Origin of the sequence: Marivita hallyeonensis (genome assembly GCF_900129875.1) — a bacterium.
In the GTDB taxonomy this organism is placed as follows: Bacteria; Pseudomonadota; Alphaproteobacteria; order Rhodobacterales; family Rhodobacteraceae; genus Marivita; species Marivita hallyeonensis.
Map to the genome: position 1 here is coordinate 255,943 of NZ_FQXC01000003.1, position 25,895 is coordinate 281,837.

The 25,895-nt window shown below is 61.2% G+C and carries 27 protein-coding genes; 13 read left to right on the top strand and 14 right to left on the bottom strand.

The window, feature by feature from the left end:
- Positions 1-29: 29 nt before the first annotated feature.
- Positions 30-1,625, bottom strand: coding sequence for a phosphoglycerate dehydrogenase (gene serA / locus BUA42_RS10685; protein WP_072777733.1), 1,596 nt, complete (start codon positions 1,623-1,625; stop codon positions 30-32).
- 97 nt (positions 1,626-1,722) lie between these two features.
- A complete protein-coding gene (locus BUA42_RS10690; protein WP_072777734.1) occupies positions 1,723-2,877 on the bottom strand; it encodes a phosphoserine transaminase in 1,155 nt (384 codons plus the stop codon).
- A gap of 298 nt (positions 2,878-3,175) precedes the next feature.
- On the opposite strand from BUA42_RS10690, the gene serB reads away from it, so the two are divergent.
- Positions 3,176-4,066 (top strand): phosphoserine phosphatase SerB, encoded by an 891-nt coding sequence (gene serB, locus BUA42_RS10695; RefSeq protein ID WP_072777735.1) that lies wholly within the window; start codon positions 3,176-3,178, stop codon positions 4,064-4,066.
- On the opposite strand, the gene BUA42_RS10700 is transcribed toward serB, so the two are convergent.
- Positions 4,038-5,036 carry an asparaginase gene (locus tag BUA42_RS10700; RefSeq protein WP_072777736.1) on the bottom strand — a complete coding sequence of 333 codons (999 nt, stop codon included), beginning with the start codon at positions 5,034-5,036 and terminating at the stop codon, positions 4,038-4,040. The genes serB and BUA42_RS10700 overlap by 29 nt on opposite strands.
- A 174-nt stretch (positions 5,037-5,210) precedes the next feature.
- On the opposite strand from BUA42_RS10700, the gene BUA42_RS10705 reads away from it, so the two are divergent.
- The 5 genes from BUA42_RS10705 (at position 5,211) to rlmN (ending at position 9,442) form a co-directional block, all read left to right on the top strand.
- A complete protein-coding gene (locus tag BUA42_RS10705) occupies positions 5,211-5,741 on the top strand; it encodes an invasion associated locus B family protein (RefSeq protein WP_072777737.1) in 531 nt (176 codons plus the stop codon).
- 121 nt (positions 5,742-5,862) lie between these two features.
- Positions 5,863-6,180, top strand: coding sequence for an ArsR/SmtB family transcription factor (locus BUA42_RS10710; RefSeq protein WP_072777738.1), 318 nt, complete (start codon positions 5,863-5,865; stop codon positions 6,178-6,180).
- A gap of 18 nt (positions 6,181-6,198) precedes the next feature.
- Entirely contained in the window at positions 6,199-7,242 is a 1,044-nt protein-coding gene (locus tag BUA42_RS10715) for a permease (protein WP_072777739.1), read from the top strand.
- 71 nt (positions 7,243-7,313) lie between these two features.
- Positions 7,314-8,156 carry an isocitrate lyase/PEP mutase family protein gene (locus tag BUA42_RS10720; protein WP_072777741.1) on the top strand — a complete coding sequence of 281 codons (843 nt, stop codon included), beginning with the start codon at positions 7,314-7,316 and terminating at the stop codon, positions 8,154-8,156.
- A 98-nt stretch (positions 8,157-8,254) separates the two neighbouring features.
- Complete coding sequence (rlmN, locus tag BUA42_RS10725; protein WP_072777742.1) at positions 8,255-9,442, top strand: dual-specificity RNA methyltransferase RlmN; 1,188 nt, start codon at positions 8,255-8,257, stop codon at positions 9,440-9,442.
- A gap of 21 nt (positions 9,443-9,463) precedes the next feature.
- Here rlmN and BUA42_RS10730 read toward each other — a convergent pair whose 3' ends face one another.
- Positions 9,464-10,423, bottom strand: coding sequence for a sensor histidine kinase (locus BUA42_RS10730; protein WP_072777743.1), 960 nt, complete (start codon positions 10,421-10,423; stop codon positions 9,464-9,466).
- A gap of 190 nt (positions 10,424-10,613) precedes the next feature.
- Here BUA42_RS10730 and BUA42_RS10735 point away from each other — a divergent pair, with 190 nt between their 5' ends.
- Both BUA42_RS10735 and cueR read left to right on the top strand, forming a co-directional pair.
- Positions 10,614-13,076, top strand: coding sequence for a heavy metal translocating P-type ATPase (locus tag BUA42_RS10735; protein ID WP_072777744.1), 2,463 nt, complete (start codon positions 10,614-10,616; stop codon positions 13,074-13,076).
- On the top strand, positions 13,073-13,468 hold the full coding sequence (cueR, locus tag BUA42_RS10740; protein ID WP_072777746.1) for a Cu(I)-responsive transcriptional regulator: 396 nt from the start codon (positions 13,073-13,075) through the stop codon (positions 13,466-13,468). Before BUA42_RS10735 ends, cueR begins: the two co-directional genes overlap by 4 nt.
- 84 nt (positions 13,469-13,552) lie before the next feature.
- Here cueR and BUA42_RS10745 read toward each other — a convergent pair whose 3' ends face one another.
- Positions 13,553-14,485, bottom strand: a complete 933-nt coding sequence (locus BUA42_RS10745) for an aldose epimerase family protein (RefSeq protein WP_178346894.1) — start codon at positions 14,483-14,485, stop codon at positions 13,553-13,555.
- A gap of 90 nt (positions 14,486-14,575) precedes the next feature.
- Between BUA42_RS10745 and BUA42_RS10750 the strand changes: the two genes are divergently transcribed.
- Positions 14,576-15,799, top strand: coding sequence for an MFS transporter (locus tag BUA42_RS10750; RefSeq protein ID WP_072777748.1), 1,224 nt, complete (start codon positions 14,576-14,578; stop codon positions 15,797-15,799).
- A 3-nt stretch (positions 15,800-15,802) separates the two neighbouring features.
- On the opposite strand, the gene BUA42_RS10755 is transcribed toward BUA42_RS10750, so the two are convergent.
- Positions 15,803-17,224 (bottom strand): homospermidine synthase, encoded by a 1,422-nt coding sequence (locus BUA42_RS10755; RefSeq protein ID WP_072777749.1) that lies wholly within the window; start codon positions 17,222-17,224, stop codon positions 15,803-15,805.
- A gap of 209 nt (positions 17,225-17,433) precedes the next feature.
- On the opposite strand from BUA42_RS10755, the gene BUA42_RS10760 reads away from it, so the two are divergent.
- The gene (locus BUA42_RS10760; protein WP_072777751.1) at positions 17,434-17,703 is read left to right on the top strand and encodes a hypothetical protein; all 270 of its coding nucleotides are present in this window, start codon (positions 17,434-17,436) and stop codon (positions 17,701-17,703) included.
- A gap of 12 nt (positions 17,704-17,715) precedes the next feature.
- On the opposite strand, the gene BUA42_RS10765 is transcribed toward BUA42_RS10760, so the two are convergent.
- The gene (locus BUA42_RS10765) at positions 17,716-18,360 is read right to left on the bottom strand and encodes a L,D-transpeptidase (RefSeq protein WP_072777752.1); all 645 of its coding nucleotides are present in this window, start codon (positions 18,358-18,360) and stop codon (positions 17,716-17,718) included.
- 477 nt (positions 18,361-18,837) lie between these two features.
- Between BUA42_RS10765 and BUA42_RS10770 the strand changes: the two genes are divergently transcribed.
- On the top strand, positions 18,838-19,470 hold the full coding sequence (locus BUA42_RS10770; RefSeq protein ID WP_072777754.1) for a DUF2238 domain-containing protein: 633 nt from the start codon (positions 18,838-18,840) through the stop codon (positions 19,468-19,470).
- On the top strand, positions 19,467-19,865 hold the full coding sequence (locus tag BUA42_RS10775) for a potassium channel family protein (protein ID WP_072777755.1): 399 nt from the start codon (positions 19,467-19,469) through the stop codon (positions 19,863-19,865). Before BUA42_RS10770 ends, BUA42_RS10775 begins: the two co-directional genes overlap by 4 nt.
- A gap of 118 nt (positions 19,866-19,983) precedes the next feature.
- Here BUA42_RS10775 and pncB read toward each other — a convergent pair whose 3' ends face one another.
- The 4 genes from pncB to pncA form a co-directional block, all read right to left on the bottom strand.
- A complete protein-coding gene (gene pncB / locus BUA42_RS10780; protein ID WP_072777756.1) occupies positions 19,984-21,276 on the bottom strand; it encodes a nicotinate phosphoribosyltransferase in 1,293 nt (430 codons plus the stop codon).
- Between the two features lie 60 nt (positions 21,277-21,336).
- The gene (locus BUA42_RS10785; protein WP_072777757.1) at positions 21,337-21,792 is read right to left on the bottom strand and encodes a tellurite resistance TerB family protein; all 456 of its coding nucleotides are present in this window, start codon (positions 21,790-21,792) and stop codon (positions 21,337-21,339) included.
- 66 nt (positions 21,793-21,858) lie between these two features.
- Complete coding sequence (locus tag BUA42_RS10790) at positions 21,859-22,563, bottom strand: YkgJ family cysteine cluster protein (RefSeq protein WP_072777758.1); 705 nt, start codon at positions 22,561-22,563, stop codon at positions 21,859-21,861.
- A complete protein-coding gene (pncA, locus tag BUA42_RS10795; RefSeq protein WP_084066196.1) occupies positions 22,560-23,153 on the bottom strand; it encodes a bifunctional nicotinamidase/pyrazinamidase in 594 nt (197 codons plus the stop codon). Before pncA ends, BUA42_RS10790 begins: the two co-directional genes overlap by 4 nt.
- A 113-nt stretch (positions 23,154-23,266) precedes the next feature.
- On the opposite strand from pncA, the gene trhO reads away from it, so the two are divergent.
- A complete protein-coding gene (gene trhO / locus BUA42_RS10800; protein ID WP_072777760.1) occupies positions 23,267-24,184 on the top strand; it encodes an oxygen-dependent tRNA uridine(34) hydroxylase TrhO in 918 nt (305 codons plus the stop codon).
- A gap of 106 nt (positions 24,185-24,290) precedes the next feature.
- Here trhO and BUA42_RS10805 read toward each other — a convergent pair whose 3' ends face one another.
- The 3 genes from BUA42_RS10805 to BUA42_RS10815 are packed head-to-tail and all read right to left on the bottom strand — an operon-like array spanning position 24,291 to position 25,784.
- Positions 24,291-24,623 (bottom strand): hypothetical protein, encoded by a 333-nt coding sequence (locus tag BUA42_RS10805; RefSeq protein ID WP_072777761.1) that lies wholly within the window; start codon positions 24,621-24,623, stop codon positions 24,291-24,293.
- 36 nt (positions 24,624-24,659) lie between these two features.
- The gene (locus BUA42_RS10810; protein WP_072777762.1) at positions 24,660-25,370 is read right to left on the bottom strand and encodes a DUF599 domain-containing protein; all 711 of its coding nucleotides are present in this window, start codon (positions 25,368-25,370) and stop codon (positions 24,660-24,662) included.
- 3 nt (positions 25,371-25,373) lie between these two features.
- Positions 25,374-25,784: a CopD family protein gene (locus BUA42_RS10815; protein WP_072777763.1), complete on the bottom strand. Its 411-nt coding sequence runs from the start codon at positions 25,782-25,784 to the stop codon at positions 25,374-25,376.
- Between the last annotated feature and the right edge of the window lie 111 nt (positions 25,785-25,895).

Genomic DNA, 25,895 nt, shown 5'->3' on the forward strand with positions numbered 1-25,895 from the left:
TCAACGCAGACCACGCCCATCTTCGGCGGTCAGGCGACGTCGAATTCCAAGGACTTCACCTGCTTGAAGAGGCCGGTATCGTTCAGGGCCTGCAATGCCTTTGCCGGAACCGGCTCATCCACGTAAAGCAACGCGATCGCTTCGCCTTTCTGGCTGGACCGGCCAAGGGTGAAGTTGGCGATGTTCACACCGTGCGAGCCCATGGTGGTGCCGAGCGTACCGATGATCCCGGGTACGTCCTCATTGGTGGTGTAGACCATGTGCTGGCCGATCTCGGCGTCGATATTGATGCCCTTGATCTGGATGAAGCGCGGCTTGCCGTCGCTGAAGACAGTCCCGCCGATCGAGCGTTCGCGCGTGTCTGTCACTACGGTGACCTTGATGTACCCTTCGAACGCGCCGGACTGCGCCTGGTTGGTTGTCGAGATCTTGATCCCGCGCTCTTTCGCAATAAGCGGGGCGGACACCATGTTCACGTCCGGGTTCACCCGCTTCATAATCCCCGCGATGACCGAACAGTTCAGAGCCTCGAGATTCATCTCGGCCACGGCGCCGTCATAGAGGATGTTGATCGCCTTGATCGGCTCATCGGTCATCTGACCGATAAAGCTGCCCAGATGATCGGAAAGCTTGATCCACGGCCCCATGACCTTGGCTTCTTCAGCCGTCACTGACGGCATGTTCAGGGCGTTCTCAACAGCACCGGTCAAAAGGTAGTTCGCCATCTGCTCGGCCACCTGTAAGGCCACGTTTTCCTGCGCCTCTGTGGTCGCCGCGCCAAGATGCGGGGTGCAAACGACGTTCGGCAGATTGAACAGCGGATTGTCCGTGGCAGGTTCCTCGCTGAACACGTCAAAGGCCGCACCAGCCACGTGCCCGGATTTCAGAAGATCGGCGAGTGCCTCTTCATCGACAAGACCGCCGCGCGCGCAGTTGATGATCCGCACGCCCTTCTTGGTTTTCTCAAGGTTCTCGCGGCTGAGGATATTCTTCGTCTGATCCGTCAGCGGCACGTGCAGCGTGATGAAATCCGCACGCTTGAGAAGGTCGTCCAGATCGACTTTCTCGACCTGCATCTGCTTGGCTTTCTCTTCGCCGAGGAAGGGGTCATAGGCGACGACCTTCATCTTGAGACCACGCGCCCGGTCGCAGACGATGCCACCGATATTGCCTGCGCCGATGACACCCAGCGTCTTGCCGGTCAACTCGACGCCCATGAACTTGGACTTCTCCCACTTGCCCGCATGGGTGGAGGCCGACGCTTCGGGAATTTGCCGCGCGACGGCGAACATCATTGCGATGGCATGTTCAGCTGTTGTGATCATGTTGCCGAAGGGCGTGTTCATCACGATCACGCCTTTCTTCGACGCGGCTTCCTTGTCGATATTGTCGGTGCCGATCCCGGCCCGACCGATCACTTTGAGGTTGTCTGCTTTGTCGAGGATCGTCGGTGTGACCTTGGTGGCCGACCGGATCGCAAGGCCGTCATACTGGCCGATCACTTCGGCCAGCTTGTCCTTGTCTTTACCAAGATCCGGTTGAAAATCGACGTCGATCCCGCGGTCGCGGAAGATCTGCACGGCGGCATCAGAGAGTTTGTCAGAGATGAGTACGCGAGGGGCCATGTCAGTGGTCCTTTTTGTCGGGGAAAGCGCTCATCGAGGCCCACGCCTCACTTCGCGAAGAAAGCCATCGGGCTTGATGAGCGTCAGGAATGTCGGATCAGGCAGCTTTTGCCAGCGCGTCGATTTCGGCGTGGAACGCCCAGTCGAGCCACGGCAGCATCGCTTCGATGTCCGCCGTCTCGACCGTGCCACCGCACCAGATGCGCAAGCCCGCCGGGGCGTCACGATAAGCGCCGATATCAAGTGCCACGCCTTCGGCTTCCAACCGTTTGGCAACGGCTTTGGCAAAAGCGGCTCCATCGGTGATGCGCGCATCGGTGAATTTCAGGCAGACCGACGTGTTGGATCGCGTTACCGGGTCTTCGGCAAGGTTGGCAATCCAGTCATTGGCATCACAGAAATCCCAAACGGCTTTCGCATTGGCATCCGCCCGCGTGATCAGACCCTTGAGCCCGCCGACCGAGCGCGCCCACTTAAGCGCCTGCAGGTAATCCTCCACCGCGAGCATCGAAGGTGTATTGATGGTTTCCCCAACGAAAATACCCTCGATCAGCTTGCCACCTTTGGTGAGCCGGAAGATCTTCGGAAGCGGCCAGGCAGGGGTATACGACTCAAGCCGTTCCACCGCACGCGGGCTCAGGATCAACATCCCATGCGCCGCTTCGCCACCAAGCACCTTCTGCCAGGAAAAAGTCGTCACATCGAGCTTGTCCCACGGCAGGTCCTGCGCAAAAGCCGCAGAGGTCGCGTCGCAGATCGTCAGACCCTCGCGATCCGCCGGGATCGCGTCGCCGTTCGGCATACGCACGCCCGAGGTCGTTCCGTTCCACGTGAACACCACGTCGGTGTCGTAATCGATTGCCGCCATATCGATTATCTGGCCATACTCGGCGGTTTTCACCTCGGCCTCGATCTTGAGTTGCTTGACCACATCCGTGACCCAGCCCGCGCCGAAGCTTTCCCAAGCGACCATCGTTGCCTTGCGTGCGCCCAGCAGCGACCACATCGCCATCTCGACCGCACCCGTGTCGGACGCAGGCACGATGCCGATCTTGTAGTCGGCAGGCACGCCCAAAATCTCGCGCGTCTCTTCGATCGCGGCCTTCAGCTTGGCCTTGCCCACAGCGGCGCGGTGGGATCGACCCAAAGGCGCGTCAGCGAGATTGTCCAGCTTGAAAACGGGGGGTTTGGCGCAGGGGCCAGAGGAAAAACGCGGATTGGCCGGCCGCGTTGCCGGTTGTGCAATAGCCATTGATGCTACCCTTCCAGATAAGCGCCCCTCGTTGGGGAGGGGTGTCCCACGGGCGGGTCTATGCGCACCGCCAGAAGCGCGCAAGTCGGAAAATGCAGGCAATGTGACGCAATTGCGGGACGGCACTTAAGTGGCCGTCGCGGATCGGAAACATCGGCGCAGGGGCCAGTGTCAACGCCAGACAATGCCTCCGGCGGGCATATTTGGAAAAAGAAGAAGGCACATTCGATCTTTCCTTCCGGCTGGTCATTTCGCGGCGTGGTGGCTAAAGCGCCGCTTGACCGCAAAGGAAGTTCACATGCTGACCACGACGCTCATCGCCAAACCGAACACGCTGGACCCGGCTCTTGCAGAAGCCTTGCGCAACGCTTGGGGCGGCGGCGACCTGGTGTGGTTGTCGCCTGATGAGGCCGCCGAGTTTTCCATCCCAGCGCTTCCCGACACCGCCGCAAGCAGCTGGACCGCGCTTCAGGATCAGGGCATCGATCTTGTCATCCAACCGTCCGAGAACCGCCGAAAGCGGATGCTCCTGGCGGATATGGACAGCACCATGATCCAGCAGGAATGCATCGACGAGCTGGCCGAAGTCGCGGGTGTGGGTGCGCAGGTCAAGGAAATCACGGCCCGCGCGATGAACGGGGAACTTGATTTCGAAGGCGCATTGTTGGAGCGCGTCGGCCTTCTGAAAGACATGCCGGAAACCGTCATTACCGACGTTCTGAACACACGCATCACGCTCATGCCCGGAGGTCCGGAATTGATCGCAACGATGAAGGCCAACCATGGCTATGCCGCGCTTGTGTCCGGCGGCTTCACGGCGTTCACGGAGCGCGTGGCCCAGACCCTCGGTTTCGATGAGAACCGTGCCAACACATTGCTTGTGGCTGATGGCAAACTGACCGGCGACGTTGCCCGTCCGATCCTTGGGCGCGAAGCCAAGGTCGACGCGCTTGTCGACATCACGGCGCGACTTGGGCTGGACACGGCTGATGTTCTCGCGGTCGGCGACGGTGCCAATGACCTTGGCATGCTCACGCGCGCCGGATCCGGTGTGGCACTTCACGCGAAACCCAGTGTGCAGGCCGAGGCCAAGCTCCGGATCAATCACGGCGACCTGACGGCGCTGCTGTTCCTGCAGGGCTACAGCCGGGATGACTTTGTCACACCAGAAGACCGCGCGCTGGCATGATCTGACCGGTGGCAAGCCCGTCCCAGTTGTGAATGGTCGGCGAGAGGAACGCCGCCACTTCGGGATGAGCGGCCTCAAATACTTCGAGACGCACCAACAACGCGGCAATGGCGCATTCGGCGGCACGGGTCGCCCCGTCCGCGGCTTTGACGGCAATGCCCAGCCCGCGCTCTGGCAGGATCGCGACAAAATATCCCTCCGCCCCGGTCTTGAGAGCAACCGGCTCCTTGGACGCGCGCATCAGCCGTGTGCAGGCCCGGCCCTCACCGGCCACCAATTCCGGATGCGTGTACATGGCTTCGGTGAGTCGGGTCGCTGCCCTACTCAGACCGTCGGACCGCTGACCCGCTGTCGCAAACCAACCCATGGCCCGCGCCATGCCGTGCATCGTTGTGGCGAAATTGGGCGCCGAGCAGCCATCGATCCCAAAGCCGGGTGTTTCCTCATTTGTCGCCGTCTCGAACACGTCTTTGCAGGCCATTTGAACCGGGTGGTCGGGATCGATGTAGTCGGAGCCTGCCCCGAGATGCTGTGCCAGCGTCAGAAACCCGGCGTGCTTGCCCGAGCAGTTGTTGTGAACACGGCACGGGCTTTCCCCGGCCCGAATCATGTCAAGCTTGAGCGCGGTGTCGCGGCTGACCTGCGGCCCGCAGCGAAGCGCATTGTCATCGAGACCCAGATCGCGAAGCCAGCGATTGACCCGCTCCACATGCATCGGCGCGCCCTGATGCGACGCACAGGCCAGCGCAAGGTGTTCCGAGGTCAGGCCATGAGCATCCGCCGCACCCGATGTCACGAGCGGAAGCGCCTGGATCATCTTCGAAGAGCTCCGCGGCAAGACCACGGCGTCCGGATCGCCCCACGCGGCGACGATCTGACCCGAACCGTCGCAGATCACCGCATGACCGGTATGTACGCTCTCCATGAACGGACCGCGCCAGACCTCTGCCAGAACCGCTGCCTCTGCCATGTGAAATCCCCCCTGCCGATGGGCAAAATTCTGCCAATTGGGCTTTAAGTGACGTGATTAATCAGGCTATTCTGACAACGTCGAGAGCAAAGTTGCAGTGACATAATCAAACGCAAAACACATACTGCCGCGACAAAACGAATTGAGGCCAAGGTCAGTCTGGAGGCTGGACGCATGAAATCATGGATCGGCGGGGTGGCAATCGGTGCGATGGCACTGATGTCAGCTGGTGCCAGCATGGCGCAGGAAACAAGCACAAATCGGGTGAATGCCATCACCGATTGGAGCGTGTTCGAAGGACAGGACCCACGCGAGTGCTGGGCTGTGACCACGTATAAGGAAAGCGTGAACACACGCGGCGGGCGCGTTGTGGCGGTGACGCGCGGCGAAATCCTGCTGATGGTGTTCTATCGGCCGGGCGCAGAAGTTCAGGGACAGGTCGCCTTCACCGGCGGGTATCCCTTCGCGCCGGGGTCGACGGTAAACGTGAATATCAGCGGGACGGAGTTCGAGCTCTTCACCGAAGGCGAATGGGCCTGGCCCGCGACGCCGCAGGACGACGCCAAGATCGTGACCGCCATGAAGCGCGGTGCGAATGCCATCCTGACAGCGCAGTCCGCTCGTGGAACGACCACGAAGGACACCTTCTCGCTTCTGGGCTTCACCGCCGCCGTCGAAGACGCCGAACGGCGCTGCACGCAGTAAGTCAATAATTCAGGTTTTGGTGACGGACCGGGGTCGCGTGAGCGGCCCCGTTTTTCGTTGGAAACAGGGCTCGGCACTTTTTGGGATTGCATTATAACCATATTTCTAGTTATATAGTGATATGGACAAAACCGAAGACACTGCGCGCGCACTTGCTGCACTTGGTCACGAAGCCCGGCTTCGCATCTTCCGCGTCTTGGTCAAAGCAGGCCACGACGGGCTGACCGTGGGTGAGATTGCGGCGCATCTCGGCCTTCCGGCCTCTACGCAGGCGCATCACCTCAAGATGCTGGTGGACGCACATCTTGTGACCCAGAAGCGTCAGGGCCGCGCTGTCATCAACACGGTCGATTTCGACAAGATGACCGGGGTCGTCGGGTTTCTGTCTGAAGAATGCTGTCAGGGTTTCGTGGGCGAGGCGCCCGATACTGCCGCTTAAACCGAAAAGGACGCTGTCATGGCCGACCTCTCTTCCAACGCACCGGCAAACCAATTCCGGATCGCAGTGAAAAAACAGAAAGTCTGGCTGGCTTCTGCCCTGATTCTACTCGTGACAGCTCTGCTTGCGCCGGACCAGGCGACCGAGAGCCTGGGTTTCGTGGCGAAGTCCCTGACGCAGACGGGTCCATATCTGCTTTTGTCCATCGGAATCGCCGCATGGGCGGTGGCCACCGGGGCCGACAACCTGATTGCGCGTGCCTTTACCGGGTCGCCCGCATTGATGATCTTTCTGGCCGCGCTCGCGGGTGGGCTCTCGCCATTCTGTTCGTGCGGTGTGATTCCCCTGATCGCGGCGCTTCTCACCATGGGCGTCCCATTGTCTGCCGTGATGGCGTTCTGGCTTGCATCACCAGTCATGGACCCGTCGATGTTCTTTTTGACATCGGGCGTGCTTGGATTCGAATTCGCGATTGCAAAGACGCTCGCCGCGATTGGCCTTGGCATGGCAGGCGGATTCATCGTGCTGGCCCTTGCGGGCACGCACGTGCTGCACGACGCCTTGCGCGATGGCGTCGGCAACGGCGGCTGTGGCGCTGCGAAGATCCGCAGTCCGAAACCCGTCGTCTGGCGCTTCTGGGAACAGTCCGAGCGCGTCGAGAAATTCGGCAAGGAAGCGGTGAAAACGACACTCTTCCTTGCCCAGTGGCTGACCCTCGCCTTCCTGCTCGAAAGCCTGATGCTCGCCTATGTCCCGGCCGAGACCATCACCTCTATCCTGGGCGGCACCGGCATCGGACCGATTGCCATCGCGACAGTGGTTGGCGTACCGGCCTACCTGAATGGCTACGCAGCACTGCCGCTCATCAGCGGGTTGATGGAACAAGGCATGGCGTCCGGTGCTGGCTTGGCGTTCCTTGTCGCCGGAGGTGTGACCTCTCTGCCTGCAGCCATCGCGGTTTGGGCATTGGTGAAGCCGCGGGTGTTCGCACTTTACATCGGTATTTCTCTGGGCGGCGCATTCCTGATCGGATTGGCGTATCAAGGCTGGACGCTGCTCTGACCAAACCGCTTGTTCAGAATGTATCCCGACCACTCTAGAGTGGTCGTACTGGAACCGATGGGAGAGCGCACATGTCGACGCAGCACGAGAAATATGCACGTTTCAAGGCGCTTCATGATCGCGATCATGCCTTCGTCATTCCCAATGCATGGGATGCCGGCTCGGCGCGCATCCTGTCCACGCTCGGGTTTGACGCGCTTGCCACGACGAGCGCGGGATACGCCTTCACCAAGGGCAAGCGCGATTCGTTTTCGGCGTTGAGTCGGGACGAGCTGCTTGCGAATGCGTCCGAGATCCTGGCAGCCACGGACCTACCGGTCTCGGCTGACCTTGAGGATGGCTTTGGTGCCGATCCGGAGAGCTGTGCCGAAACCGTCCGGCTGGCGACCAAGATCGGCCTTGTTGGCGGCACTATCGAAGACGCAACCGGCTATCCAAACGCGCCCATCATGGACATGGCGCTTGCGGTCGACCGGATCGCGGCCGCTGCTGACGCGGCCCGCGACCTCCCTTTTCTTTTGACAGCCAGAGCCGAGAATTTCATCTGGGGGCGACCCGACCTCGACGATACGATAAAGCGGCTTCAGGCCTTTCAGAATGCCGGCGCCGATGTTTTGTATGCGCCGGGCCTTCCCGGGATCGATGCGATCCGCACCGTTTGTGATGCGTTGGAGAAACCGGTCAACGTTGTGATGGGGCTTCAAGGACAAAGCTATTCGGTGAGCGACCTTTCCGAGGCAGGCGTGACACGTATCAGCGTCGGTGGGTCCTTCGCCCGCGCCGCCTTTGGCGCGCTTATCCGAGCCGCCGAAGAAGTGAAGTCCCACGGCACGTTCACCTACGCCAAGGACGCCGTACCGGACGCCGAGATTGCGCACATGATGTCTCAGGAACAGGTGCAGAAGCGGAGTTAACGCCCTGCCGCTGCCACCGGGCACCGTGCGCATTCCCCTTTGGCAAATCCCAAAGACTCCTATATGTGACCCAACTCATTCCGAGAAAGGCACCACCCATGACCGGCGCAGCACCGATCACGCAAGACGTTTTGACCATCCCGCGCAAGATGCCCGAGGGTGGCAAGACGAATATCGTTGGTCTGACCCGTCCTGCACTGCGCGATGCGCTGATCGCGATGGGCACGCCGGAAAAGCAGTCCAAGATGCGCGTGAACCAGATCTGGCAGTGGGTCTACCAATGGGGCGTGCGCGACTTCCACGCGATGACGAACCTCGCCAAGGGGTACCGCGCGCAACTGGATGACGTGTTCGAGATCAAGGTGCCCGAGGTCGTGTCCAAAAACGTCTCGGCGGACGGAACGCGCAAGTACCTCGTCCGCATCGCGGGCGGTCACGAAGTCGAGGTGGTCTATATCCCAGAAACCGACCGGGGCACGCTCTGTATCTCAAGCCAGGTCGGCTGCACGCTCACCTGTTCCTTCTGCCACACGGGCACACAGAAGCTGGTCCGCAACCTCACGGCCGGGGAAATCATCGGTCAGGTCATGCTGGCGCGCGACGATCTGGATGAATGGCCCCAACCGGGTGTCGGCACCGGTGATGCAGGCCCGCGTCTGCTCTCCAACATCGTGCTGATGGGCATGGGCGAGCCGCTCTACAACTTCGACAACGTGCGCGACGCGATGAAGATTGCGATGGACGGAGAAGGCATCGCCCTGTCCCGCCGCCGCATCACGCTCAGCACCTCGGGTGTCGTCCCCGAGATTGCAAAGACCGCCGAGGAAATCGGCTGCCTCCTCGCCGTCAGCTTCCATGCGACGACAGACGAGGTCCGCGACAAGCTGGTTCCAATCAACAAACGCTGGAACATCCAAACCCTTCTCGACGCGCTGCGCGAGTACCCGAAAAAGTCGAACTCTGAACGCATCACCTTTGAATACGTGATGCTAAAGGACGTGAACGATTCGGACGAGGACGCGCGCCGCCTGGTCAAACTGATCAAGGGCATCCCGGCCAAGATCAACCTGATCCCCTTCAACGAATGGCCCGGCGCGCCCTACGAACGCTCGGACTGGTCACGCATCGAAGCCTTCGCCGACATCATCTACAAAGCCGGGTACGCGTCCCCCATCCGCACCCCGCGCGGCGAAGACATCATGGCCGCCTGCGGTCAGCTCAAATCCGCCACGGAACGCGCCCGCAAAAGCCGCGCAGAGATCGCAGCTGAGACGGGAACCGGTTGAGCCAACCGCAACCCACGCGCGCTATCTGGTGCCGATCTCAAGCGTGTAGGTAAACGATCCTTCTCCGAACTCTTGCTGGGCCACCCCGTCAAGCTGGTTCGGCAGGATCGTTGTCAACAACATCGTCCCGTAACCAGCGCCGCTTCCATTGGAAGGCGTGATGGGACCGGTCTCCCGCCATATCAGGCGACAGGCATCGCCCGGAAGCAGTTCCCACGACACGTCAATCTCGCCCTCCGCGTTCGACAAGGCACCGTACTTGATCGCGTTTGTGGCAAGCTCGTGTACCGCCATGGACGCGGCCTGCGATTGCAACATCGACAAAGGAAAATCCGGACCATTGATGGCAACTCTGTCCATGGAATGGGCGGCATGAACCGATAGCTGGTGCATGATGACATCCCCAAGCTTGTCGAACTCCACCCTTTGCCCCGACAGCTCTTTGTTCACCTTGATGAGCGATGTCAGGCGCTGATCAAATCGCTTCAGGAAATCCGGCACATCCTTGGCCACGCGCCCGGTCTGCCGCGAGATCGCCGAGACAACGGTGAAGATATTGCCGATCCTGTGCTGCAACTCCGCCAACATGGCCTCGCGCAGATTGCGCAGTTTCACGCGCTCGGTCACGTTCTCGGTATACTGGATCAGGTAATCCTGTCCGCTGGCCTCATCCGTGATCGCCACCTGCGTGGCCGTCCACCATTGCTCTTTGGTGACGCCGTTCACGTCGATCCGAAACGGGATCTCTGCGATGGTTGATGTACCCTCGACGAACGTGCGCTGAAACACGTCCGTCATGGCCTGGACGCGGTCTTCTGATTCGGGAAACGCGTCAAAAACGTATTTCCCGAGAAGATCATCTTCCGTCAGATTGAAAAGATTGAGGTAAGACGCGTTGGCCGCAACGAACACCAAATTCCGGTCCAGAACCATCGTCGGTGTGGGCGCACGCTGAAACACGTCTTCGAAATTCACTGTCATTTAAATCGTCTTTCGCAGGAAAAAGTACCCTATCGAACTGTATCACACCGCCGCACGTGGCGAAGAGTGGACTCCTCCGTGAGTCTTTGCAGTGAGCCACGTGAAACGACAAGCACTTTCACAAGCTTGTCGGCAACCGTCCCTTGACCTTCCAGTCACTGGAACCCTTATCTAAACTCCAGAACAAAGGATCGGACCTGTGACCACACTTCGTTTTGCCGTTGAGAATTTAAGCTGTGCGGGCTGCGCGGGCCGTGCCGAACGCGCACTGCAAGCCGCGCCCGGGGTCAAGACCGCGTCGGTCAATATCGCCAATCGCATGGCGCAGGTCTCGGGCGACGCATCAATCGAGACGTTGACAGGCGCGCTGACCAAAGCGGGTTACCCGGCCAAGGAAAGCACGCACCGCCTGAAGATCACAGGCATGAGCTGCGCCTCCTGCGTGGGCCGTGTGGAACGCGCACTTTTGTCCGAGCCGGGCGTCGTCTCCGCGAACGTCAATCTGGCCACTGAAACCGCGGAGGTGCGCATCCTTGATGGCGCGCTCGATCCGGCCCGCCTTGCCGACATCGTCCGCGCGACAGGCTACGACGCGAACCTCGTCACGCCTGACGCACCCGATGATGGTCACGACGAAATTACACCGCTCAAACGTGACACGCTCATTGCAGCCGCGCTGACACTGCCGGTGTTCCTGACCGAGATGGGCGGCCACATCTTCCCGCCGATCCATCACGCGATCATGGGCAGTATCGGGATGCAGACGTTCTGGGTTCTGCAGTTCATCCTCATCACGCTCGTTCTCGTCCGGCCGGGCCAGCGCTTCTTCCGCATCGGCCTGCCGCTGCTGGTCAAAGGCGCGCCCGACATGAACAGCCTCGTTGCGCTTGGCACGCTGGCAGCCTGGGTCTACTCGACGATTGCCACCTTCGCGCCCGGCCTGCTCCCCGCAGGAACGCAGGCTGTGTATTTCGAAGCCGCGGGCGTGATCGTCACCCTCATCCTTGCCGGCCGCTGGATGGAGGCGCGCGCCAAGGGCCGCACGGGCGCCGCGATCCGCCACCTGATCGGCCTGCGCCCTGACACAGTGCGCGTGATGCGAGACGGCGCGTTTACCGAAGTCCCGCTCGGCGAGGTCCAGGCCGACGACCTGATCGAAGCCCGCCCCGGCGCGCGCATCGCCGTTGATGGCGTGGTGACGAAAGGCAGTTCCTATATCGATGAAAGCATGATCACCGGCGAACCGGTCCCGGTCGCCAAGGCCGAAGGCGACCCTGTCACCGGCGGAACGATCAACGGGCAAAGCCCCCTCACCTACCGCGCGACGGCGGTCGGTCAGGACACCGTGCTCGCCCGCATCATCGACATGGTCCAAACCGCGCAGGGTGCAAAACTGCCGATCCAGGCGCTGGCGGACAAGGTCGTCCGCATCTTCGTGCCCATCGTCCTCGCCATCGCTGCGGTCACCGTCGCCATCTGGCTGATCTTCGGCCCGGACCTCAGCTATGCGCTGACCGCCGGTGTCGCCGTCCTGATCATCGCCTGCCCGTGTGCGATGGGTCTCGCGACGCCAACCTCGATCATGGTCGGCACCGGTCGTGCGGCCGAACTTGGCGTTCTGTTCCGCAAGGGCGACGCCCTGCAACGGCTCGACAGCGCCAAGGTGGTCGCCTTCGACAAGACCGGCACACTGACCGAAGGTCGCCCGACGCTGGTCGAACAAGCCAATACCGATGGCATCGACCCAACGCAGGCCCTCGCAATGGCGGCAGCCGTCGAACAAAGCTCAGACCATCCCATCGCCCGCGCGATCCTGTCCGGCGCTCCGGCAGACTTGCCCGAGGTCACCAACAGCGAAACCGTTCCCGGCTACGGTTTGAAGGCCCAAATCGACAACCAGATCATCCTTGTCGGCTCCGAACGGCTTCTCACCACTCAGGGCGTCGACACCACACCCCTGCAGGACGCCATCCAACGCTTCTCGGACAAGGGTCACACCCTCGTCTGCCTCGCCATAGACGGCAACGCCGCCGCCGTCTTCGCCGTGGCCGACCAGATCAAGCCCAGCGCCAAACCCGCCATCGACGCGCTTCATGCCCAAGGACTGAAGGTCGCGATGATCTCCGGCGATAACGAAGCCGCCGCGACCGCCATCGCGCGTCAGTTGGGCATCGACCATGTCACGGCAGGCGTGTTGCCCGACGGCAAGGTGGACGCCCTCAAGGCACTCCGCGACCAGTTCGGCCCCGTCGCCTTCGTCGGAGACGGCATCAACGACGCGCCCGCGTTGGCCGAAGCCGACACCGGCCTTGCCATCGGAACCGGCACAGACGTGGCGATCGAAGCGGCCGATATCGTGCTGTCCTCGGGACGCGTGTCCGGTGTCGTGAACGCGGTCGAAGCCTCTCGCCAGACCATGCGCAACATTCGCCAGAACCTGTTCTGGGCTTTCGCCTACAACACCGCGCTGATCCCCGTCGCGGCGGGCGTGCTCTACCCTGCTTTCGGCATCCTCCTCTCCCCGATGCTGGGTGCAGGGGCCATGGCGCTCAGCTCGGTCTTTGTGGTCAGCAACGCGCTTCGCTTGCGCAATATCGCGGCGGTACAGCACGACGCAGCGCCGGAACCACAGTTCAAAGAGGTGCGCGCATGAACATTGGAGAAGTGGCCAAACGCTCGGGCCTGCCGTCGAAAACGATCCGCTATTACGAAGAGATCGGCCTCGTCAAACCGCTGCGCGACGTGAATGGCTACCGTGCCTTTCGCGACAGCGATCTGCACAAACTCGCCTTCCTCAACCGCGCCCGCACGCTCGGCTTCACGATAGAGGACTGCCGCACACTCCTCACGCTCTACGAAGACAAGTCCCGCGCCAGCGCCGATGTGAAAGAATTGGCTGAAGCGCACCTGCACAAGATCGAGGACAAGATCGCCCAGCTCCAGTCCATGCGCGACACGCTCTCCGAGCTTGTCCACAGCTGCGCCGGCGACAATCGACCCGATTGCCCGATTCTGAAAGACCTCGCCGCAGAGACCGCAACCTGATCTACTCTGTTTGAAAAATACCTCGGGGAGCGCGAGGGGCAGAGCCCCTCGCACGGATCGGATTGGCGCAGCCAATTCGAGTGCCTAAAGAATTTCCACGGATGTCACCTGGCGATACGGTGTGACAGGCGAACAGATGATCGACCCGAACGCCGGTACATTCACCGCGTTCGGCAAATCCTGCGCTTCGAGGCAGAGCCCGGCATACCGCCGATGCGTAGCACCGGGCCCTTCGGGCAGCTGATGCGACAGGGTGTTCGAGGTATAAACCTGCAAACCGGGCCGATCCGTCCAGAGCCGCAACTGCAACCCATCAGGTGAGGTCACTTCGGCCACGTAGTCGTCGCTCGGATTCAGCACGACATTGCCATCCCACCCTTCGGCCTCATCCAATCGCCGCGCTTGGCGAAAATCGAACACCGTCCCGTCAACGGGCGCGATACGCCCCTCCGGCACCAGATCCGCGCGATTGGGTGTGAAGCGGTCCGCATCGACCCTCAGCATATGGTCGCAAATCGTGCCCGAGCCATTCAGATTGAAATACAAGTGCTGCCCAAGGTTGATCGGCGTCTCCCGATCCGGCACGCCCGACATCTCCCATGTCAGCCTTCCGCCGTCGAGCCACATGACAACCTCGAAAGCCACGCGTCCCGGGTATCCCTGATCGCCGTCCTCAGACACAATTGTCAGCCGCATTGCGCGGTCACCGTCCGCCTCCAGTTTCCAGTTGCGCCAGCCAAGTCCGCCTGGGCCTCCGTGCAGGTGATGCGCCCCGCCATTGGCCGGCAACACATGTTCCCGCCCTTTCAGTGTGAACCGTGCATTTTCGATCCGGTTGATGACACGCCCACAGACCACGCCCATCGACGCCGGGTTCTGTCGGTAGTGGTCGGCCTCGGCATAGCCCAACACGACATGACGGTCCCGGACCTGCCAATCCATCACCGCACAGCCCATCGACAACACGGTGATCGCCGTATCGCCATCCTGCAGAACGTGGCTTTTGATCTCATCCATACCGCGCCCACCAGAGACCGCAGACTGCGCCGCGTCAAGCATCGCAACAAACGCTCTGGCGCGGACCCGCAAAGACCGTAAGGTGACCTCATGACCGACGCCTCCGTCCTCGACAGCCGATACTCCTGGGTCCGACTTCTGGTGACGGTGGCGATCGCCATTGTCATCAATGTCGGCATCTGGATTCCCATCGTCGTCATGCCCGATGTGCAGGCCGAATTCGGCGCAAGCCGCGCTGACGTCTCGATCCCCTACACGCTTACCATGATCGGTTTTGCCCTCGGCAATTTCGTGGTTGGACGCGCGGTGGATCGCTACGGCGTGTCGTTGACGCTGACGGTCTGCAGCGTCGGGGTCGCAGTCGCCTACATCCTCGCCGCACTCAGCCCGTCTCTGTGGCTGCTGACGATCCTGCAGTTCTTCATCGGCTTCGCCTCGGCAATTGGCTTCGGCCCCTTGATTGCCGATCTGTCCAAGTGGTTCCTGAACCGCCGCGGGATCGCAGTGGCCCTTGTCGCCTCGGGCAATTACCTGTCAGGATCGATCTGGCCCCTCGCGCTTGAAGCGGTGGCCAGCGACGAAAGCTGGCGGTGGAGCTACACCGCCATCGGCATCGTCACGCTGGTGCTTGTTCCACCGATGACCCTGCTCCTGCGCCGCGCGCTCCCGGATGAGGCCATCCTGACCGCCGACACCCAATCCGCCAGCCGCACCAAGGCAAGCGGCTTCACACCGCGCCAGTTGCAGATCATGTTGGGGATCGCCGGGATCGGCTGCTGCGTCGCGATGTCGATGCCACAGGTCCATATCGTGGCGCTCTGTGTCGACTATGGTTTCGGCGCGGCGGTTGGCGCGGAAATGCTGTCCCTGATGCTGCTCGGCGGTGTGGTCTCCCGGCTGATTTCCGGCACCCTGGCTGACCGGATCGGCGGCATCCCCACGCTCCTGATCGGCTCCACCCTGCAGGCCATCGCGCTTTTCCTCTACCTGCCCGCAGGCGGTCTCGTGTCGCTCTATGTTGTCAGCCTCATCTTCGGACTGAGCCAAGGCGGTATCGTGCCAAGCTACGCCGTCATCGTGCGGGAATACATGCCCACCCGCGAAGCAGGCGCGCGCGTCGGGTTCGTCATGATGATGACCATCCTCGGGATGGCCCTTGGCGGCTGGCTGTCCGGTTTGATCTATGACCTGACCGGCAGTTACCAGTGGGCCTTCGTCAACGGCATCGTCTGGAACGGCATGAACATCGCGATCATCATCGTGATCCTGTTGCGCAGCCGACGCGGAGGCGCCTTCACCCCCGCACCGGCCTAGAGCTCAGGTCGCGAGTACGTTTCGGAACAGCCAAGGATCGCTCTCGTCGATATCCTCGGGAAAATGCTCCCAGCGGTCCTGAAGGGGCGTCCAGTCGGTGTAATGCGCCTCGACCGGCCCAAGGTAGGGCCGCTGTACCTCGAGGCACCTCGCGTGGTCCATCTCGTCGGTTTCCACGATCCCGGCTTCGGGGTTCTCCAATGCCCAGACCATGCCGGCCAAAACTGCGCTCGTGACCTGCAAGCCAGTGGCGTTCTGGTATGGCGCGAGGTCGCGGGTCTCGGCGTTCGACAGGCGCGACCCGTACCAAAGCGCGTTTTTCTCATGCCCGTAAAGCAGCACGCCCAGCTCGTCGATGCCCTCGACGATCTCGTCCTCGGTCAGGATGTGATGCACCTTCTGCTGTGTGCCGGACCCGAACATCTCGTGCAAGGACAGCACCGCATCGTCGCACGGATGGTACGCGTAATGGCAGGTGGGACGGAACTTCGGCTCAGCCGCATCGCCCACGGTGTAATAGTCCGAAATCGAGATCGCCTCGTTATGCGTCACGAGAAACCCGAACTGCGGCCCGGGCGTCGGGCACCAAGTGTGCACCCGCGTGATCGCCCCCGGACGCTCCAGCCAAATCCCTGCATGACAGCCAGTGTCATGTCGGTGGCCGTTCTCCGGGAACCACGTCTCATGCGTACCCCAGCCAAGCTCTGCCGGTTGGAAGCCTTCCGCGATGAACCCCTCGACCGACCATGTGTTGACAAAAACATCGCGCGGCCGCGGCTGGCGACGCGCCTGCGTGTCACGTTCGGCGATATGCACACCTTTGACACCCAGGTTTTGCATCAATCCTGCCCATCCGGCACGGTCCTGAGGCACATCCACGTCGCGGCCCGTATCCTTGGCAAGCGTCAGCAGCGCTTCCTTGACGAACCACGACACCATGCCGGGATTGGCCCCACAGCAGCTGACCGCGGTCGTGCCACCCGGATTGGAAGCCTTTTCGTCACGCACCTTCTGCCGCAGGGCGTAATTCGTCCGTGCCGCGTTGTCGGTCGTTTCGAAGTAATACCCCGCCCAAGGCTCGACCACAGTGTCGATATACAGAACGCCCATCTCACGGCAGAACCTCATCAGATCGAGCGACGAGGTATCCACCGACAGGTTCACGCAAAAGCCTTTGCCCTCGGCGAACAGCTCTCCAAGAACGTCGCGATAATTCTCAGGTGTCAGCGCCACCTGACGATGATTGATCTTGTGCTGCTTCAGAAAATTCGCCTGCCGTGCATCAGGCTCGATGACGGTAAACTTGTCGGCGTCATACTCGAAATGCCGCTCGATCAAGGGCCACGTTCCCTTGCCGATGGACCCAAACCCGATCATCACGATCGGCCCGTCGATGCGTCCGTAAACCGGATACTCCTGCGCCATAGTGCGTCCCCTCAACTTCGTCAGCCCGTGATCACCGGCTCTCACACGAGGCGCTACCTAGCGCGACAGCGCGACAGAGTCCAAGCCGCTGTAAGCAAAGCGTGACCCTCCCGCCATGCCTGTCCGATCAACGCATCCGATGGGCTTGCGGGGTGCGGATTGGAATGCCACTTTCGCGTAGAACGAGATAAGCCGAAGAGGGCACCATCATGAAGAGACGCGTTGTTCTCCTCGCCAGTCCTGTGATCCTGCTGGCCGTCGCGGCCTGCGAACCCGTCCCGACAAGCCGCAGCTCGGGCACCGTGACCGTGCCGGAATCCGTGTCGTCGATCGCGGCTCCCTTTCAGGACCTGACCACAGCTCGTGTTCGGCCCGACGACGGATGCTATTGGTACACCCATGTCGGTCCGGTCGAGACAACTGAACTGCCGTTGCGCACCGTCAACGGAAATCCGATCTGCACCCGACCGGCCAGCTAAACGACCTTGTCGTTAGAGGCGTCCACCCTTGGTGGGATAAAGATACGCCGTCACGCCGGTATCCACCTGATCGTACAGCGCATTGATATGCGCCATCACCATGCGCACGCACCCAGAACTCGCACGCGTTCCGATAGAGCGCGGCGCAGGTGTGCCGTGGATGCGAAGATACGTGTCGCGACTGCCGACATACAGGTAAAGCGCACGCGAGCCCAAAGCGTTGTCCGGCCCCGGAGGCATGCCGTCTTCCCACTGCGAATAAACATCCGGTTCACGGGCAATCATCGCGTCGGTGGGCCGCCACGCGGGCCATTTCGCCTTGCGCCGGATCGTGTACACGCCCGGCTCGTAGAGCCCGTCCCGGCCAATCGCCACGCCATACCGCATGGCCGAGCCGTCGGCCTGAATGTGGTAAAGGTACCGCGCCACGGCATCGACATGAATGTCGCCCGGTGTCAGTCCCGGGTTGGCCTGCACGCGGGTCGGCAGGAGCCGCGGATGCAAGCCCCACGGGTTGGTGGATCCCAGATCGAAATTCGCCGGAGTGATCTGTGCGTCCCACGCGTCCCACTCACTGGGGGCCGCCATGGCAGGACGGACAAGCGCTGGCGCGGCCAGCACGGCGAGTGATGCAATCATTTGGCGGCGTGTAAACATACGGTTCCTCTTAATTCTCTCAAACAAACACGCACCGACCCAACCCTGTTCCCTTCGGCGCATGACCCTGCCCTAATGAAACCGTCAAACAGACACCAGTTTCAAATTCAAATTGGCAAGATCACGAGAATTTTTGCCCCGACGAGACGCTTCGCCCCATCAAACACGCACTTTCAGCATCGAATCGTGGGGTTTTCCCGTATCCAGCGACGCGCAAGCTTCGAAAGGGCCACCAAAGCATGTCACGCGGTTGGTCCGCTGCACGGGCTCCATCGGGCGGACCCGAAGGCATCCGACTGACATCACCCTAGGGTCACCTTCTGCGCAGGACCCATCGTCGATCTGCAACATGTGGACGGTCCTTGGGCATCTAGATCACAACAACAGCCAAAAACCCTGATTGCGTCGGTTCACCGCCTCGACGCAGCAGCGCGTGCGAACTTTGATAGGGCAAGAAGGGATACCCGGAGCTTGACCATGGATCGACTACGCAACCAACATCCCATTACCTACCTGATGTGGATCCTGCTGCTAACCAGCGCCCTGACAGCTATGTGGCAAGGCACGTGGAGCGTCGTCTTCATCGCGCTCGTCACATTTGCACTCACATTGCTGCCGATCCTCGGCCAAGGCTGGGCTGACGTGTCGCTTCCCAAGGGTTTTGTTGCCGCCGTCATTTTCTTTATCACCGGCACGCTTTTCCTCGGCGAAGTCGGCGATTTTTACGAGCGCTTCTGGTGGTGGGATGTCCTGCTACACACCGGGTCTGCCGTGGGCTTCGGAATGATCGGTACGGTCCTGGTCCTGCTCCTCGTGCGCGGCGAGCGGATGACCGTCTCACCGGCGCTCGCGGCGCTTCTGGCGTTCTCTTTCGCGGTGTCCATCGGTGCCGTCTGGGAGATCTTTGAATTCTCAATGGACCAGATCTTCGGCACCAACATGCAGAAATCTGGTCTGATGGATACAATGGCTGACCTTATCGTAGACTGCATCGGCGGAGCGATTGGGGCACTGGCCGGATACGCGTATCTGGCGAAGGGCAAAGAGACCGGTCTCGCCGGGACAATCGCCGCCATCGCACGTGGTTTCAGACTGGGTCGCAAACCATGAACCTGATCACTCAGGTCTCGCTCGGCACCGGAATGTTTCTGGTGGCGAGCTTTCTTCAGCTTGCATGGCTGCTACGCCTGTCGCGCCTGTTTCCGGCAGGTCAGCCGCTGGCAGCTTCCAGCATCGCACGCCTTCTCGCGGCGATCGCCTCTATCCACCTCGCCCAGATTGCCCTTTGGGCCTGTGTCCTGTGGATGCTGGTCGCAGACCTGTCCGCCTTTCAGGATGCGTTCTACTTCACACTGGTGACATACACGACTGTCGGCTACGGAGACCTGACGCTCGACGACGGATCACGCATATTCGGAGCCATGGCCGCATTCGCCGGAATCCTCGGTTTCGGCATGTCGACAGCGTTTCTCGTCAACATATTCGCACGGACAAGCACCTCCTAAGCCAGGAGGCAGGCCGAGTCACATCTTCGTTTGAAGCGTCACCCATGAAAACCTTTTCCAGCGCCGGCTTGTTGGCAAAAAGGGGAACGCGTTAGCAAGGCCGCTCCGGGAGCCGCTCTTAGACCAAGACCTCCAGCCGCTCCTGTTCGCCGACGCCGAATACACGCTTGTAGCGGTCGATCTGGTCCAGTGGTCCCATGGCCTTGTTCGGGTTGTCCGACAGTTTCACCGTCGGGCGTCCGTTGGCCTCTACCGCCTTGCAGACAAGGCTGAACGGGGCGAGGCGGTCGTCCGTGGTCAATCCCCGGAAATCATTGGTGAGCAATGTCCCCCAACCGAACGACACCCGCACCCGTCCAGTGAACTGAGCCTGCAACTCCAGGATCTTGTCCACGTCGAGCCCGTCCGAGAAGATCACCAGCTTCTGCGTCGGGTCTTCGCCGCGTTCCTTCCACCAGCGGATGGCGATCTCGGCCCCCTCGGCGGGGTCACCGGAATCGATCCGGATGCCGGTCCATCCGGCAAGCCAATCCGGTGCGTTCTTGAGGAACCCCTCGGTTCCATAGGTGTCCGGCAGGATCATCCGCAGATTGCCTTCATGCTCTTCGTGCCAGTCCGCAAGAACGTCATACGGGGCCTGCGCCAGCGCCACGTCATCCTCCGCCAACGCCGCGTACACCATCGGCAATTCATGGGCATTGGTGCCGATCGCCTCCAGGTCGCGGTTCTTGGCGATCAGGCAATTCGACGTGCCGACGAAACTGTCGCCCAGCCCCTCGACCATCGCCTGCACACACCAGTCCTGCCACAGGAAAGAATGCCGCCGCCGTGTCCCGAAATCCGCGATTCTCAAGGACGGATCGCCGCGCAGCTTCTCGATCTTCTCCCACAGCTTCGTCATCGCGCGGGCGTACAGCACCTGCAGCTCGAACCGCCCCATGTCATTCAGAACCGCCCGCCCGCGCAGCTCCATCAGCACCGCCAGCGCCGGGATCTCCCACAGCATCACTTCGGGCCAAGCGCCCTCAAAGGTCAGCTCGTACTGATCGCCGACGCGCTCCAGGTGATACGCCGGCAGGCGCAGGTTCTCGAACCACTCCATGAAATCCGGGCGGAACATCTGACGCTTGCCATAGAACGTGTTCCCGCGCAGCCATGTGCTCTCGTTGCGGCGAAGCGACAGAGACCGAATATGATCCAGCTGCTCGCGCAGTTCACCCTCGTCGATCAGCTTGGCCAAAGGCACATGCGACGACCGATTGATCAGGCTGAACGTCACCTGCGTGTCGCGCTTGTTGCGGAACACCGACTGGCACATCAGAAGTTTGTAGAAATCCGTATCGATGAGCGACCGAACAATCGGATCGATCTTCCATTTGTGGTTCCAGACGCGGGTGGCGATATCAACCATGGCGGTCTCCCGGGGCAGGCGCGCCTCGCTTAGACCAACCCGGCTCCGACTTGTCCAGCCTCAGTGGTTCTTGTCCCAATGTGCCAGCTCATGCTGGCGGATCACTTCGCAGCGCTCTTCGCTGACGCCAAGCCGCTCGGCGATTTCACTCACAAGGCTCAGTTCTTTGACATGCCGGTTGCCATCCGCATAGACCACGTCCCAAAGCGCCGCGACGGCCTGTTCGCGGTCCTCCATGCTGGTCGTGGCAGCCAGGATCGCCGCAAGATCGCCGGTTTTCGGCAGTTCATGCTCCAGCTTTTCACACTGCGCGCGCATTTTCGCGGCGTCGATCGGGCCGAGCCCGTACATCTTGGACAGAACGCGGTCGATCTCCTTCACCTCGTTGAAGAGATAGGAATTGTCGATCAGTGCCGTCCGCACCATCAGCGCACCGAGCGCATACTTGGCCTCGGCGGGCGGAAGCGCGGTTTTGGGGACCGAGCTATCGAACAGGGACAGGATACGTTCAAACATGGGGTCACGCTGGTAAATCCGAACTCGGCCGCAGTCTACGGACGCAACGGACAAGCACAAACGGGATCACGTGGCGCGGGACAAATCGCGCTTGCTGCGACGCAATTCTGCATCAAGCTCGGACGGGGCGTGGCGCGCTTTGTTCAAGGCCGCATCGCGTGTCTCACCCTCGACCGCCGCTGCCGCAAGGCGCGACAGCGCATAGGTCGCCACGCGTTTGGTGCCCTTAAGCGCCGCGCGGCTCAGGCCGATTGCCGCAAGGTAGGTGTGGTATGGCTCCAGTGTCCCGGGCCCGTCGGCGGGTTCGCCTTCGGCCACGCGCTTACACGCTTCGACGTCGGTCGAAACATACGCGCGGCAGATCATCGGACGCGCATCATAGGCGCGGCAGGTGCGCGTGTCGGGGTCAAGCGACGGACAGGCGTCCGGATGCCAGTCCCGCCCATCGGCGGCACCTGCCAAAGGCGCCAAAGCGTCATACAGCGCCACCGCTTCGGCCTCGGTGATCGTGCCACCGTCTTCACCGGAGAGGATGCAGCAAAAGGCGCACCCCCTCTGGCAGGCGAGTCCCCCGGGCGTCAGGGCGGACAGGCCAATCCGCCCGATCCCCTGCGCCGCCGATCCGTCTGCGAGCTGTTGCACCACCTCGGCAGAGGCACCTGTCGAGGTCACGAACGCCATCAACCCCCGCTTTGCGCGGTCTGCGACATGCGGATGCGATGGCACCCGGGCCTTGGCCAGCTTGTCCGTCAAGGTGGTCGGTTTGCTCACAGCAGCGTCACACCCGCATCGGCCATCTGCGTTTTCGCAATCTCGAGCGATCCATTCAGATCGATCGCCTTGCAAAGATCGAGCTTCACCGTGACGTGGAAGCCAAGCTTGGCCGCGTCAATGGCCGAGTACGCCACGCAGAAATCGGTGGCGAGACCTACAAGCGTCAGGTCGCTGATGCCGCGCGTGCGCAGGTAGCCCTCAAGCCCCGTTGGCGTCGCATGGTCGTTCTCGAAAAACGCCGAATAACTGTCGATAGCGCGGCGAAAGCCCTTTCGGATTGTCATATCGGCGCGGTCGGTCTGCAGCGCGGTGTGAAACTGGGCACCGTCCGACCCGATCACGCAATGATCCGGCCAAAGGACCTGCGTGCCGTACCGCATCTCGACCGTATCGTACGGGGCCTTGCCCGCGTGCTGCGATGCGAACGAACTGTGGCCGTCAGGATGCCAATCCTGCGTCAGCACAACCGCGTCATGCTTGTCCATCTCGGCGTTGATCCCGACGACGATCTCGTCGCCTTTGTGGACCGCCAACGCGCCGCCCGGGCAGAAATCATTCTGAACGTCGATAACAATCAGTGCGGACATGGTCGAAGCCTCCTTCTCGGCACCTCTTGCGTATGGTTGCGGCGTAGGGCGGTCAAGGGTTGCGGCATCGCGCAGTCTTGAAAGCCGCCGGGCTTGAGCGTACCTCCGCGCGCATGTTCACGGTATGCGCTCTTTATCATTTTACCCGGTTCGACGATCCGGCGGCTTTGCAGGCGCCGTTGATCGATCTGTGCCGGGCCGAGAAGATCACCGGCACGTTGCTTCTGGCGTCAGAAGGCATCAATGGCACGGTCGCCGGGCCCGCGGCGGGCATTAACATTTTGTTAACGCATTTGCAGAGCCTCCCGGGCTGCGCCGATCTGGAATGGAAGCTCTCCACTGCCAGTGAACGTCCCTTCGCCCGCATGAAGGTCCGGCTGAAGAAAGAAATCGTCACCATGGGCGTGCCGGATGTCGACCCGCGCGCAAAGGTGGGGCATTACGTCGAGCCTGCGGACTGGAACGCCCTCATTCAAAGCCCGGACGTCGCTGTGATCGACACCCGCAACGATTACGAAGTGGCCATCGGCACGTTCGAAGGGGCGATCGATCCCGAAACCGAAAGTTTCCGCGAGTTTCCTGCGTGGTGGGAGAAGAACAAGGATCGCTTTCACAACAAGCGCATCGCGATGTTCTGCACCGGCGGCATTCGCTGCGAAAAGTCGACCAACTACCTGCTGAGCCAAGGGGTCGAGGATGTGTACCACCTCAAGGGCGGCATCCTGAAATATCTCGAAGAGGTGCCTGAGGAACAAAGCACCTGGGACGGCGAGTGCTTTGTCTTCGATGGGCGCGTGTCGGTCGGTCATGGGCTGAAGGAAGGGCCGCATCTGCTGTGTCATGCGTGCCGGCGCCCCATCCTTCCCGAAGATCGCCAGCGGCCCGAATTCGAACACGGCGTGTCGTGTCATCTGTGCATCGATGAGACATCAGAGACCGACAAGACCCGGTTCCGGGAGCGTCAGAAGCAGATCCGTTTGGCAGAGGCGCGGGGAGAACGGCACCTGCACGCTGACGTGGTTGACGAATAGTTAATGGGTCCGATCCGGCCCGAATGTTTCGCGCGCGAAACAAAGGGGCAGCTTCCTTTACCTTTTTTCAAAACCTCTGGGTCAAAGATTTTTCGTACGAAAAATCTTAGCGCTCCACAGAAAAAACTTGGTCTGACCACCCATCGACAGAGCATTTCGCGCGGATGAACAGCGGACCGTCCGGCAATCCCATGAGGTTCAGACTGCGGGTGAACGGTTGTTCTTCCACATGCGGATGCAAAAGCTCACGCGTTCCGATGACCGTCCCGTCCCCGGTTTCGATCCGCCAGCCATCGGCATAGTGATCCCACCCGGTATCCGGATGTGACAGCGTGACGGACACGCGCGTGCCGCGGATCTCGACCGCTTCGACGACGGGCGGCTCGGCCAAGGCGGAAGTAGCGGCCAGGCTCAGGACAGATGCAATGAGGTATTTCATGCTGAATAGCCTAACACCGCGCAGCGTCTCTGGCAGTCACGTTTTCGCGGGCGGCACACCGTGAAGCAGCACGTGCCGCGAGTGCGAGGCGAACTCGCGGCGCAGGACAACGGACAGCGTAACGAGGCTGGCGATGATCAGTGGCCCGGCACCCAAAAGCCAGGCGGACGCCGCAATACCGAAATAAACCGACCGCAGACCGCGATTGTAGCCGCGGGCCGCCGTGATGTTGATCTCCGCCGCCTGCATCGCCATCGGCATGGCCTTTGCGTCCTCCGGATCGTTCGGCACCGCCGACATCAGAACCGAGCAATAGCCGAACAGGCGATGCGACCAGACGAATTTCAGAAAGGCGTTCGCTGCGAACAGCAGGATCACCAGAAGCTTGATCTCCAACAGGATCACCGGATCGCTTTCCAGCGTCAGGTCCTGCGCCACGCCACGCAACCGTTCGGCATTGCCCAAAAGCGCAAAGCCGCCGCCGATGGCGATCATACTGGCCGACGCGAAGAAGGCCGTTCCCTGGCGCAGGCTCGCGATGATCTGGCCGTCATAGATGCGCGGTTGGCGGGTGACGAACTGCACCATCCATTCGCGGCGCACATCCGCCATGAGTTGGGACATGGACGGGCGGGTTTTGGGCGCGTGTTCCACCGCCCAGGTCGCACCAAGCCAACTGACGATCAATAACGCAAACCCCGCCGCGTCCAGCAGGGTGAAGAGTTGGAGCCGCTCGATCCACTCCATTGATCAGAACGGTTTGACCACCACGACCCAAAGGATCGCGATGGCGCCGAAGACGCTGACTTCGTTGAAGATGCGCAGGTAGCGATCGGATTCGGTGAACACACCACGTTTGGCCCTAAGGACCAACCGTCCGGTCCACGCGTAGTGCCCGGCCAGTGCAAGAACGAGTGCGAGCTTGACCCAGACCCAGGTGGGCATGCCCCAAAGGCCGCCCAGCCAGAGCCCGGTGATCAGGGCGATCACGCCAAGACCCGCCGAGAATCGGTAAAGCCGGATCGTCAGATCCCCCAGCGGGCCGAACTCTCCGATCCGGTCATATTCGCGCTTCCAGTAGATCAAGGCACGGGGCACGGCGAAGATCGACGTCATCCAGCCCATCACGCAGAGGATGTGTATGATCTTGATCCAATCCATAACCGCTTGGTGACGTTGACAACTCCGCTTGGCAAGGGGGACGATGGCCGATCCGGAAGAATTTTCCTCTGGCCAAACTGGCGAAATTGGTTATATCTTTTTACCAATTTG

Coding starts and splice junctions, on each gene's coding strand:
- pncA (WP_084066196.1), bottom strand. CDS start 23,153: ATGTCCGCACTGATTGTTATCGACGTTCAGAATGATTTCTGCCCGGGC.
- BUA42_RS10720 (WP_072777741.1), top strand. CDS start 7,314: ATGTCGACGCAGCACGAGAAATATGCACGTTTCAAGGCGCTTCATGAT.
- BUA42_RS10705 (WP_072777737.1), top strand. CDS start 5,211: ATGAAATCATGGATCGGCGGGGTGGCAATCGGTGCGATGGCACTGATG.
- trhO (WP_072777760.1), top strand. CDS start 23,267: ATGTTCACGGTATGCGCTCTTTATCATTTTACCCGGTTCGACGATCCG.
- BUA42_RS10730 (WP_072777743.1), bottom strand. CDS start 10,423: ATGACAGTGAATTTCGAAGACGTGTTTCAGCGTGCGCCCACACCGACG.
- BUA42_RS10700 (WP_072777736.1), bottom strand. CDS start 5,036: ATGGCAGAGGCAGCGGTTCTGGCAGAGGTCTGGCGCGGTCCGTTCATG.
- BUA42_RS10715 (WP_072777739.1), top strand. CDS start 6,199: ATGGCCGACCTCTCTTCCAACGCACCGGCAAACCAATTCCGGATCGCA.
- BUA42_RS10755 (WP_072777749.1), bottom strand. CDS start 17,224: ATGGCGCAGGAGTATCCGGTTTACGGACGCATCGACGGGCCGATCGTG.
- BUA42_RS10760 (WP_072777751.1), top strand. CDS start 17,434: ATGAAGAGACGCGTTGTTCTCCTCGCCAGTCCTGTGATCCTGCTGGCC.
- BUA42_RS10775 (WP_072777755.1), top strand. CDS start 19,467: ATGAACCTGATCACTCAGGTCTCGCTCGGCACCGGAATGTTTCTGGTG.
- serA (WP_072777733.1), bottom strand. CDS start 1,625: ATGGCCCCTCGCGTACTCATCTCTGACAAACTCTCTGATGCCGCCGTG.
- BUA42_RS10710 (WP_072777738.1), top strand. CDS start 5,863: ATGGACAAAACCGAAGACACTGCGCGCGCACTTGCTGCACTTGGTCAC.
- pncB (WP_072777756.1), bottom strand. CDS start 21,276: ATGGTTGATATCGCCACCCGCGTCTGGAACCACAAATGGAAGATCGAT.
- BUA42_RS10810 (WP_072777762.1), bottom strand. CDS start 25,370: ATGGAGTGGATCGAGCGGCTCCAACTCTTCACCCTGCTGGACGCGGCG.
- rlmN (WP_072777742.1), top strand. CDS start 8,255: ATGACCGGCGCAGCACCGATCACGCAAGACGTTTTGACCATCCCGCGC.
- BUA42_RS10745 (WP_178346894.1), bottom strand. CDS start 14,485: ATGGATGAGATCAAAAGCCACGTTCTGCAGGATGGCGATACGGCGATC.
- cueR (WP_072777746.1), top strand. CDS start 13,073: ATGAACATTGGAGAAGTGGCCAAACGCTCGGGCCTGCCGTCGAAAACG.
- serB (WP_072777735.1), top strand. CDS start 3,176: ATGCTGACCACGACGCTCATCGCCAAACCGAACACGCTGGACCCGGCT.
- BUA42_RS10805 (WP_072777761.1), bottom strand. CDS start 24,623: ATGAAATACCTCATTGCATCTGTCCTGAGCCTGGCCGCTACTTCCGCC.
- BUA42_RS10750 (WP_072777748.1), top strand. CDS start 14,576: ATGACCGACGCCTCCGTCCTCGACAGCCGATACTCCTGGGTCCGACTT.
- BUA42_RS10785 (WP_072777757.1), bottom strand. CDS start 21,792: ATGTTTGAACGTATCCTGTCCCTGTTCGATAGCTCGGTCCCCAAAACC.
- BUA42_RS10815 (WP_072777763.1), bottom strand. CDS start 25,784: ATGGATTGGATCAAGATCATACACATCCTCTGCGTGATGGGCTGGATG.
- BUA42_RS10690 (WP_072777734.1), bottom strand. CDS start 2,877: ATGGCTATTGCACAACCGGCAACGCGGCCGGCCAATCCGCGTTTTTCC.
- BUA42_RS10765 (WP_072777752.1), bottom strand. CDS start 18,360: ATGTTTACACGCCGCCAAATGATTGCATCACTCGCCGTGCTGGCCGCG.
- BUA42_RS10770 (WP_072777754.1), top strand. CDS start 18,838: ATGGATCGACTACGCAACCAACATCCCATTACCTACCTGATGTGGATC.